7 protein-coding genes are annotated in these 11099 nt (G+C 49.8%); 2 read left to right on the top strand and 5 right to left on the bottom strand.

The genetic code is table 11. The features are described from left to right. Nucleotides 1-266: 266 nt before the first annotated feature. Nucleotides 267-1238, bottom strand: a complete 972-nt coding sequence (locus tag ACI2I2_RS16715) for a DNA repair protein (RefSeq protein WP_404658905.1) — start codon at nt 1236-1238, stop codon at nt 267-269. A gap of 374 nt (nt 1239-1612) precedes the next feature. On the opposite strand from ACI2I2_RS16715, the gene ACI2I2_RS16710 reads away from it, so the two are divergent. Beyond that, complete coding sequence (locus ACI2I2_RS16710) at nt 1613-2512, top strand: LysR family transcriptional regulator (protein WP_404658904.1); 900 nt, start codon at nt 1613-1615, stop codon at nt 2510-2512. Nucleotides 2513-2561: 49 nt separating this feature from the next. Here the strand turns inward: ACI2I2_RS16710 and ACI2I2_RS16705 are convergent, their stop codons facing one another. After that, the gene (locus tag ACI2I2_RS16705) at nt 2562-4949 is read right to left on the bottom strand and encodes an Ig-like domain-containing protein (protein WP_404658903.1); all 2388 of its coding nucleotides are present in this window, start codon (nt 4947-4949) and stop codon (nt 2562-2564) included. A 240-nt stretch (nt 4950-5189) separates the two neighbouring features. On the opposite strand from ACI2I2_RS16705, the gene ACI2I2_RS16700 reads away from it, so the two are divergent. Further along, nucleotides 5190-5570 carry a hypothetical protein gene (locus ACI2I2_RS16700; protein ID WP_404658902.1) on the top strand — a complete coding sequence of 127 codons (381 nt, stop codon included), beginning with the start codon at nt 5190-5192 and terminating at the stop codon, nt 5568-5570. A gap of 79 nt (nt 5571-5649) precedes the next feature. On the opposite strand, the gene ACI2I2_RS16695 is transcribed toward ACI2I2_RS16700, so the two are convergent. Genes ACI2I2_RS16695 through ACI2I2_RS16685 form a run of 3 tightly spaced genes read right to left on the bottom strand, consistent with a single transcriptional unit; the run spans nt 5650 to nt 10624 of the window. Then, nucleotides 5650-7089 carry a TolC family protein gene (locus ACI2I2_RS16695; protein WP_404658901.1) on the bottom strand — a complete coding sequence of 480 codons (1440 nt, stop codon included), beginning with the start codon at nt 7087-7089 and terminating at the stop codon, nt 5650-5652. Between the two features lie 2 nt (nt 7090-7091). After that, nucleotides 7092-8321, bottom strand: a complete 1230-nt coding sequence (locus ACI2I2_RS16690) for an HlyD family type I secretion periplasmic adaptor subunit (protein WP_404658900.1) — start codon at nt 8319-8321, stop codon at nt 7092-7094. Beyond that, entirely contained in the window at nt 8315-10624 is a 2310-nt protein-coding gene (locus tag ACI2I2_RS16685; RefSeq protein ID WP_404658899.1) for a type I secretion system permease/ATPase, read from the bottom strand. Before ACI2I2_RS16685 ends, ACI2I2_RS16690 begins: the two co-directional genes overlap by 7 nt. Nucleotides 10625-11099: the final 475 nt, after the last annotated feature.

Raw genomic sequence — 11099 nt, 5'->3', positions numbered from 1 at the left:
CTGTAAAGGCACGATGAGGTCTCTTCTGTTTTGTTAGCGCAACCAGTAGATCACACTTCATCGTGCTTTTCACTTTTGTGGGGATACCTCAGCCCGCGGGGAGAGGGGACAATCAGGAGTGGCCTTGTTTTCTCCCTTTCCCCACGGGAGAGGGGACAGTCAGGTGATGTCGGTGATTCTTTCTCTCACTCAATCGGAGAGAGAGGACAGTCAGGAGTAGTCTTGTTTTCTCCCTCTCCCCTGGGGAGAGGGGGGAACTCAAAAACTCAAGCCACCTCATCAAACCCCGCATCCACAATCTGCTTCTCAAGCGTATAAATCGTATTCCGCATCGCCTTTTCCTGCTGCTGGAAATACCCTTCCGGGTCGCGAAGGGTGGTCACCAGTTGCCACGAGCCTTCTTTCTCCAGGCTAACAAGTTCTGCATTGAGTGCCTGAATCTGCTGACGAATCTCGGCAATACGGCGCATCAGGCGTTCCAAATCGTTCAACCTTTCGCTTGCCATCATCGGCCGCTGGCCCTGCATCAGCCTGCCGAGGATCATGCGGATGGTGGCCAGATCGCTGCGCTGGCGTGCCTGATTCAGCTGCACCATCAGCGAGGTGGCTTCCGCTTTCAGCTCATTGTCTACCAGATCCGGGTGGCAAAGTTTGCTGGCCTGACGCCATAAACGTTTTAATTCCTGGCGTTCCGATTCTGCCAGTCGCTGTTGTGCCTGCTGGTGACGCTGGGCTTCCTGATGGCGTTGTCGGTAGGACTCATAATCTGCGTCGGCTTTTCGGGCTGACTCTTCGGCGATGGGTTCGCTCCGGTCGCCTTCGCGCAGCTGCTTGCGCAGCATTTTCTCGGCCAGCACCTTACGCAGACGCAGAATTTCCGTCATCAACGGGCCAAGCCGCGTCATATAGAGATCGTTAAACTCATCAAGCCGCTGAATACGCGAGTTGCGGCGATCGATAAGATCCCGCAGTTCAGTTTCCAGCGTTTTCAGCTCAAGCTTATTGGCGGCGATGCGAGGGTCTTGCCATGCCGTGAGTGCACGCTGATTTTGCAACCAGGCGATGATCGCCGACATGGCCTCCGCGTAATGCTTCTGTTCCAGCGCCTGAACAATTCCCTTCAGGCCGTCATCCAGGCTCTCTTTTTTGAGCTGCACCACCTGGCCGTGGATGATGTCGTCATCCTCAAGCTCAATCGCATTCTTAATGATTTCCAGCCGCTTGATCGGTTTGTTCATGGCGCCTTGGTTTAGCTTTCAGGTCTACACGGAGGCAGGCAGATTATCACTACCCAGGCCAGGCTGTCAGCGATTGAACGTGATTATAAGTCTCATTGATTCATTAGGTTAGGCTTTTGAAGGATTGTGAGGACTTAATCAAAATCATCGGTTTTTTCTCGCTCTCCGTCGCAGCCCCGCATAAGCAACGTCTTTTAATAAATAAATAAAGCTTATTTTTCGTCGACCAATCGCCGATATGCTGAAGAGCATGACAGGCTCCTGCTGACCCACAGTACACCACTGTAAAACGTTATTTCTCCGCTCTTATCCATCGTTTTCTATTTCCTGCAGTGCTGTCACCATGTCTGACGATAAACAAAAAGAGACTTCTGATGCACACCGTTGATTTAAAAGTGTTACGCGCCGTCCATGTGCTGGCATCCTGTGGCAGCGTGACCAAAACCTCTGAAATCCTGAATGTGACACCTGGTTCGGTAACATACCTGCTAAACAAAGCTCGCCATGCTACTGGCTCAGCGTTGTTTTTTAGAACCAAAAATGGGATGGAACCCGATAGTGTGGCGAAAGAGCTTAGTCTTCGTTATCAAAAGTTTACGACTGAGTTTGAGGAAAACGATAAAAAACTGTCGCTCAATGATCGAAATATCAGCGTGAGCACCTATGCATTGCTGGAACTGATTATAGGGATGTCTTTAAATAATAATTATCCAGTAGAAATCGTGAAATTTATACCATTGCCAATGAATGAAGAAGAACGACTTTCACGTTTACGAAATAAAGAGGTGGATTTAGATTTAGGCTCCGCACTTCCACCTGATCGAAGCATTATACGTTCCAGAGTGATTACATCAGGGGTTAAAATTGCCGTAAGAAAAGATCATCCACGAATAAAAGATAACTATACACTGGAGGACTGGAGCAAAAGTACGCATATAATGTGGAGTCGCCAGTGTCAATTATGTAACGATGACCATCATCAAGCCAATCGATTTTATGATCTTTTAGATAAGCGGAATGTTGTCTGCACCTCGAGTAATTCAACAAATATGCTATTGATGGCTTGCTATACCGATAATATCGTGATCATGCCAGAATTGGTTGTTCCGCACTTTATTGATAAATTTCCTATTGCTTTCTATGACGTTCCTGAGCATTTAGCGATGCGCTATGAATTTCATGTGCATTATCACTGCTCTATGGCCAAAGACCCATCGATTGAGAAAATGATCCAGGCGGTGAAAGACGTCGTCAAACCCAGAGATTTTATTTAAACAATCCCCAGCCAAAGGCCAGGGATTGGATTACTGCATTTGAGTGTTATCAGCTGTGCTGCAGTTCAACACCCTGCTGTACCAACAGTTCCAGATTATCCCCTGTGTGCTGGTAAACCTCATAGGTAACACCTGCCACAGTGGAGTGCCCGGTATCAGTCCAGGTGCTCGCTGCCAGGTCTTCCCCTTTCAGTTCAACCACATCGCCTTTGTCACCCTGAATGGCCAGCTGTTGTTTACCGTCGTTGATAAACATATTTTGCTGGGCATGAGAGAGGATATCGTCGTGTGAAATGGACTGCATGTGCTGCGTGGTTTCATGCAGATCAATCACGGCATTTTGGGTGAGCACAGATTGAGTGTCATCCTGAGCCGTCAGATTATCCGTGATTTGCTCGTGAGTGTCAGAAGCCGCTACGGGTTCGGGCACTGCCTCATGGTAGTTGAACGACAGCTCATCTAAGGTCACGCCATTGCCATCGCTGTATACCACCAATTCGGAGATAGTCTTTCCTTCAGGGGCATCAAAATGGAAAGTGGTATAGTCACCTTGCTTATTGGTCGAAATGCCATCAGCTGTAACGTATGCATCATAAAGCGTCTCGCCATGACTTCCGTGAACGACCACTCGCGAACTTGAATCCAGGCCACTAATTCTTACTGAGACATCATCAACAGCTTCATTGAACTGGAAGTTAGCATATTTATCCGTTCCTCCAGGAACGGCGATTCCGCTAAAGCTCAATGAATCACCGCCATAATGAGAGATACTGGTGTTAGAGTGCATGATATAGTTATGACCCGGGTATTCAAGATCGCTTATTCCTGACTGGAGGGCATCGTGAACATTATTGTTGGTTTGCCCAACCTGGTCTGATGATGGGTCAAATGGTGAAATTGTGTTAAATACAAGGCTATTTACCGTAATGCCTCCATCACAGTTATCCCCATAAATTTGGCAATGATCAATTTCAACACCTGCAGGTGCATCGTAACTGAAAAAGTTCCCATGATCATTGCCCGGATTGGTTACCATGGTATCAATTATTTTATTTCCGTGCGTATCCCATAATACGACACGTGAGCCTCCTTGATCATTCCTCAGGCCACTAATGTAAAAACTAACATTCGTTACGGGGTGATCAAAGTTTACGGTCATACTGGATGTTGGAGTCGCATTCAGCAATGCTATTCCAGGATAACTTGCTGCATCACCATCAAAATGCTTAATTGTATTTTCAGACGTTATGGTGAATTTATCCCCAATATATTCATTGTTGTGAACCTGGTCCGACTGAAGCATATCAGCAATACTATATGTGGCATATTGCGGAATGACCGTAAATCCAATTGCTTCAGATTCAGGGCTCTTTAAATTATGGACAGTATCTTCAACAATGGTTGTAAAACTATGTTCGCCAAATGATAGTGCATCTTCGGGAGTATAGCTCCAGGTTCCGTTTAAGCCTACGACTACTGAGCCAAGATATTCACCCTTATCATTAATGATAAGGGTATCACCAACTTCAGCTTGGCCACTTAGCGTAGGATTTCGATCATCAGTGTAATCACCATTAAAAATTTCGCCTGTTTTGTCACCAAAATCATCAAAGAGGGTGATATTGGTTGCCATTTCTGGCGTTGAAGCTTCTATAAATAGAACGAAATTACTTGAATGATTTGTTTCAGAACCATTCATCGCTTCTGTCGCACTTAAGATGTGTACGCCCTCGCTTAAGGCAGCCGGTGGAGTGAAGGTCCACACCCCGTTGGCATTAGCCACAACGGAAGCGATCCGCTCGTTGCCATCATAGAGATAAACGGTCTGGTTGGCGTCAGCGGTGCCTGTCAAAACAGGGGTGGCGTCATTGGTGCTTTCACCGTTGGTCAGATTCACTGGGTCAGTGCCACTGTCGTTCACTACGCTGGTAATTGTTGGCGTTTGGTAATCGTGGTTGATATCGGTGGTGGTAATCATGAACGGCATCGATGTCATAACCCTACTGCCGCCCGGATCCTTCGCCAGGACTTCAAAGGTGTATTGGGAGTGATCCAGAAGCTGTGGGTCAAAAGACCAGTTGCCGTTGCCATCAGTTTTGACGGTACCCAAAAATTGGGTATTCGCATAAATCATCAGTTCCATGTTTTGGCCGTGTTCTATGTGGCCGTGAAGAACTGGGGTCAGATCGTCGGTAAAACCGTTATTAAGTACTTCACCTTGTTTTGCGCCTGCATCATCGGTTGCGCCATCAATGATGATGTAGCCAGGACCACCCGGCACGTCCGGTGGTGTAGTGTCGGTGGCCTGCAGGGTCATGGCTGCAGCGGCGAGCTGCTCGTCTTGGGTTGAAAGTGTAGATTGACTCATAAAGTCCTCGGATATTTTATTATTTAAAAGGAACGCCATTATTTTTTTGGCATTGATAAACTGTTTCAACGTAGTGTCACAGTAATACTAAATACATTGTGATAATAATGGCGTTTTTGTGTTTGTTAATGAAAGATGATTTTTTAAATATTAGTCTTGGGTGGTGTGAATGGCATCACTATGAAATAAAATGATTTATTTATTTTCTTGATGGTTTTCTTTTTTCTGAATGCCTGTTTCTAATATCTATCCAGATTCATTTTTTTATTTCGCTATACTTGCGGGTGAAATTTATTTTTGGAGGATGAAATGATCTATACCCATGTGTTAATTAAGATGAAGTCAGACGGGAAGAATAAACCAGTGGTGTATGCCGAAGCTGATTTGGATGAGGCGTTTGTGGTTGAGCATGTGATCAAACCGTATGTGAACGGCGAGCGCATCTTCGTAGATGGCGCTCGCGCCAACGCAGACGACATCGAGAAAATTTCTGTTTATGCGAGTGAAGCGGAAAGCAGCGTATTGCTGGAAGAGGAGAATGCACGCAATAAAGGTGTGTCCGCTCGCGAGAAAGCGAATCGTATTTTCTCTGGCAACGTTGGGCGTGCCTCACTGCTTTCCGTGGTTCAGAATGCAGGGCAGAACATTACTCGCCAGGTGTTCAACGAGGCTTTGGGCATCACCCAATAAGTTTTCAGGCCGTAATGCAAAAGCACCTCTTTTTTAGAGGTGCTTTTTTTCATCTTGCGCTGGGGAGTAGCAAAGAAGGCTATTTCACCCCCAACCACTGATTCAACAGCCCTGCATTGGCATAGCTGGTAAACATGGCGGTGTAGGCATTAAAGCGCGTGGTTATCTCATTCACCTGATTATTGTAATAATCACTTTCCGCCGTCAGCACATCCAGCAGGGTGCGGGTGCTGAGCTGACGCCATTGCTCAAAGAAATCTCGACGAACCTGATCGGTCGCTGCCACCAGGCGGTGATACTGATTGGCCTGGTCGAGGTAGGTTTGCACGTTGTGCAGCGAAGAACGCACCTTGGTACTGAGATCGATTTTCTGTTCGTCGATTTGTTCTTGCGCGGCTTCGGCGCGAAGCGCAGCGGCTTCTTCCTGAGCATGCGCAGAACCGCCGCGAAACAATCCCCAACTGACGTTGAGGTAAGTCTGCCATGACTCCTCATAGGCACCCTGATTCAGCGGCACGGTTTTGCTGACCACCCAATCCAGCTTTGGCAGGTTGCCAGCCTTCACCGCTTTGGCCTGTTCCAGCGCAGACTGCGCCTGATTTTTGGCCTGAATCAGAGTGGGATGACGCCCCACGGCGCGCATCAGCTTGTTCGGGTCGTCAATGCGCAATCCCCAGACAGGGTCGGGCGGTAAGCCGGTAAAAGTGCTCTTCCCGGTAAGCTTGCGCAGAGCGATTTCTGCATCGCGTACTTTTGATTCTGCGCTGTCGCGGGAGGCTTCCGCTTGCAGCATACGCGCCTGTGCCTGGGTGAGTTCACTGATACGCCCGGCATCGACGGTGCTGATATCGCCGATCATTTTCACCAGCTTCTGCATGCGAACCACATAAGCCTGGCTGATTTGATAAATCTGCTTTTGTTTTGCCAGCTCCGCCAGCTGCGAGCAAACCTGGAAGGAGGTGTCCTCGTACTGAGCCTGGTAATAAGCCTCGGCGGCTTTGGCGGTGAACTCTTTGCTGTTGATGGTTTTGCTGTTGTACCCCCAGTCGAAGACCGGGGTTTTCATATTGATGTTTAAGCCATTGCTCAGCTCTTCTTTTGGCACTTTTTGACCCGAACCAAACTGCACCGGGTTGGACTGAAGACCCACATCAATTTGCGGTAAGCGCTGGCCTTTGGCCTGATCGATGTCGGCCTTCGCGGCATTGTAATTGCTCATCGCCTCGCGAATTTGCGGGGTGTAGTTTTTCGCCGCCAGCGCCATCTTTGCCAGATAACGTTTGATCACTGCCGTAGCGGCCCCCCGAGGGGAGCCGACGACGAACTGTTGATCCGAGCCATACGGGGATGCCGTGTTTTGCTGCGGGATAAACGTGTTATCGCCAGTAAGCGCCTGATCGTAAGGTGAATGCTGCGCATCAACTGAGGCAAAAGCAGGCTGCAGGCAGCAGGCCAACACCAGCGAGAGCAGGCTGCGCGTTAGCAACTTCGGCAGGTTTTCCATCATCATTGTTTTCATATTTATCGTTCCCTGAAGGCTTCGCGCGCCTTGTAAATCGGTTTAAGCAGGTAGTCCAGAATGGTTTTTTCGCCGGTTTTGATCTCCACTTTGGCGATCATGCCGGGAATAATCGGCAGCACTTTGTTTTTGACGTGCAGGCTGCTGGAGTTCGTTAGCACCATCACCTGGTAATAAGTGTCGTCCGGGCGGCCACGCGCCTGTTTATCTTCGTCTTTTAGGGTGCCGGGGCTGATTTGCTGCACCACGCCTTTCAGGCCGCCGTAGATGCTGAAGTCATAGGCCGTCACTTTGACCGTGGCCGGCAGGCCTGGGCGCAGGAAGGCCACGTCGGCGGGCTTCACTTTTGCCTCGACCAACAGCTGATCTTCAAGCGGGACAATGCTCATGATGTGCTCGCCGGGCTGGATAACCCCGCCGCGAGTGTTGAACTTGATGTCTTTAATGGTGCCTCGAACCGGGGCTTTAATCGTCGTTCGCGTCAGGATGTCCTTACGGCCAATCAGCGTTTCCTGCGCCTGCGAAAGCTCCAGCTGCAGGTTGGTCAACTGGCTGTTGGCGTCGGCACGGAATTTATTCTCCTTTTCAACAATCTGTGATTTCAGATCGGTTGCCTGACGGCGGGTACGCAGCAGTTCCACTTCTGACATCAATCCCTGGCGCACCAGCGGTGCGTCCAGATTCACCTCTTTCATGGTGAGCTGATAGCTGTGCTGCAGGGCGGCGACGCTTTGTTCAAGATCGTGCTTACGGGTGTTGTAGGCATCGGTTTCTTGTTTGATAACGTCGGTATCATGCACCGAAGGGCTGAACTCAAGCGGTTTGTTATAGGACTCGGCGGTCAGACGATCGACGGCAGCCTGTAAGCCGGTAACTTTCGACAGCGTCTCTTTATAGTTGGAGTTAGAGCGCGTTGGGTCGAGCTTGAGCAGCGTCTGGCCTTTTTCCACAATCTGGCCTTCGCTGACTTCCATGTCGCCGAGGATCCCGCCTTCGAGACTCTGAATGACCTGCTCGCGGCTTTTCGAAATGACTTTCGCTTCGCCCTGAGTAATTTCTTCAACGCGGGCGAAGTGTGCCCAGATAAGTAGAGTCACAAACAGCACGCCAATCAGCTGTAACACCAGCTTCGACTTCGGCGTTTTTTGTGCCAGCAGCGAGGCTCTGACGTCGTTCATGAAAGCGGCATCTTCTGCTGACACCATCTCCTGGGATTTGTTTTTCCTTAACATGATGTCACCTCTTCCTTTTTCTCATGTGCGAGGGCTGTTTGTGGTTTGGTAGTGCTGACGATGCTGGGCGCTGTGGTGCTGGACACCTTCACAGGGCGCTGTTTAGCGGCTGGTGTGGGCTTCCCAGCCAGGCTTGCCATGACTTTATCTTTCGGGCCATCGGCGACTATCTTGCCGTCGTCCACCACGATGATGCGGTCGACCAGCGCCAGCAGAGACGGGCGATGAGTGACCACGATCAGGGTCTGATCGTCCGTGGCATTTTTCAGGTGTTCGATAAACTGGTTTTCGGTTTGCATGTCCATCGAACTGGTTGGTTCATCCAGCAGCAGCACGGAAGGGCGGGCGATAAGACTGCGGGCGAGCGAAACCAGCTGGCGCTGACCGCCAGAGAGTCCATCCCCCATTTCACCAATCGGCAAGTTGATGCCCATTGGGTGCTTGGCGGCAATCTGGTCAAGGCCGGAGAGTTTTAAGACGCGCAAAAACTCTTTCACGGTGGCCGACGGGTTGCCAATCATTACGTTCTCACGCAGCGTGCCGTAAAACAGGCGGGATTCCTGGCTGACGAAACCAACATGTTTGCGCCAGTCGACCGGATCGATTTGCGTGATGTCGAGGCCGTCGGCAAACAGCTGGCCCGCGGTTGGGGTGTAGAGACGAGCAATAATGCGCAGCAGCGTGGATTTTCCGCTGCCAATTTTGCCCAGAATGGCCACACGCTCGCCCTGTTTCACCTGCAGAGAGATTTTTTTCAGCACCGGAATGGCCGGCTGCATTGGGGGCGCCGGGTAAGCAAACTCAATGTCTTTCAGCGCCAGGTTGCCGCGCAGCTCTGGTGAAGGCAGGTAGTCAATACGGGTGTCACGGTCGACAGGTTTTTCCATCAGCCCGTTGAGGGAACTCATGGCGGCTTTCGCCTGCTGGAAACGCACAGCCAGGCCGACGATTTGCCCCAATGGCGCGGTTGCACGGCTGGCAAGCATCACGGTCCCGATCAGTGCGCCCTGTGTCATCACCCCGTTGCCGATGAGATACACGCCAACAATCACGATAAGCACAGTCTGGATCTGCTGGAAAAAGGCAAAGCATCCCGTGGCGAGTGTAGAAAGGCGGCGCGACTTCATGCTGGTGTTGGCGGCCAGCGCGCTGAAGTTTTCCCAGCGGCGCTGCATGTGTGCTTCACCGCCAACGGCTTTCAGCGTTTCCATCCCTTCGATGGATTCGATCAGCACGCCTTGCTTCAGCGACGTTTCACGCAGGTTCTCTTTCATGGTCTTCGCCAGCGGCCACTGAATGAGCACGCTGATTGACAAAATAATCGGCAACAGGATCAGCGGAATAAACCCTAAGTAGCCGCCAATGGTGAAAATAACGCCGATGAAGAACAGCACGAAGGGCAGGTCGGCAATCGCTGAAAGCGTGGCTGAGGTGGCGAAGTCGCGTACAGATTCAAATTCACGTAACTGGTTGGCAAAAGAACCCGATGACGCCGGTTTGTACTCCATTTTGATGGACAACATCTGGCGAAACAGCAGGGTGCCTACGATTAAATCGGCTTTTTTCCCCGCAACATCAATCAAGTGTGCGCGGATGTAGCGAGAAAATGCCTCGAACATCATCGCCGTGATTACGCCGGCCGCCAGTGACCATAAGGTGACGTAGGCCTGGTTAGGCACGACGCGGTCATACACGTTCATGGTAAAGAACACGCTCGCCAGGGAAAGCACGTTGATAAGCACGGTGCCAATTGCCGCACTGCGATAGTAGCGGCGATAACGCCAGAGCGTGCCGAACAGCCAGTGGCCTGCGGGTTTCAGTTCTGGTTCTTCAACCCGGCGATCCGTTTTGGCCGACGGCTTAAGGAAAATGGCGAAGCCCGAATAGAGCGTCTGCATTTCCTCTTTCCCGATAGCGACGGGTTCGGCGCTGACTTCAGGCAGAACAATGCGGTAAACCACTTCCGCTTTTTTCTCGGCATTCTGTTTGGTTTCACGCCCAAGGAAAATACAGCCGCCGGAATTATGGCTGCGCAGCAAGATGATGGGCGCAAGCGGGTCAGGCAAATCGGCAAGATCACGCTCAACCAGACCCGTGGTAAACCCGGCATTTTGCAGCGCCACCAGACATTGTGAAGAGGTCAGAAAACGTCCTTTAGGGATACCGGCCATCAATGCATCGTCCGATGCCCCGAGTTTGTAGTGATCGCAAACCCAGGAGACACTCATCAACAACGTATCGTCGACGGTCGTTTTCCCGTCTGAACTTTCTCCACTTTCAATATTCATTGTGTTGTCGTTCATTACAAATCAACTTCCATTTTTATTTAAACCAAATACAGCCAATGAGTTTTCCCTTTGCAAGGCAGGTTTTTAGCCATCATTGATGTTTGATGCGTTGCAGTAATAGGAATATTTGGCTGGTGTCATATTCAGGCGTAACCATACACAATAATATGTTCTGAATTCAGGTGTAGGGAATTTTAAAAAGTCGAGTAAGCGGAGCCTGGACAGTTAATCCCTTGTGGCATAAGGCTTGTTGCTTTATTTTTATGAAAATCATGTGAGTTTTAAAAATCCGCAAACAGCCATTCGGCATGGGTTTGAAAAGGGGGTGAGTGAAAAAGGAAGTTTCGATAAGGGAAGAATAACAAACGTTGTACTGTTTAGATAAAATAATAACGCTGGCAACAGCAAATGTTCTGCGCCAGCGATGCCCAGAAGGTGATTCATAGCAATGAGTTTAAATTAACCAAAAAATAAGAAGCAAAATATTAAC

Origin of the sequence: Scandinavium sp. NPDC088450 (assembly GCF_044900545.1) — a bacterium.
GTDB lineage: Bacteria > Pseudomonadota > Gammaproteobacteria > Enterobacterales > Enterobacteriaceae > Scandinavium.
This window is presented reverse-complemented; position numbering and strand designations above follow the sequence as displayed.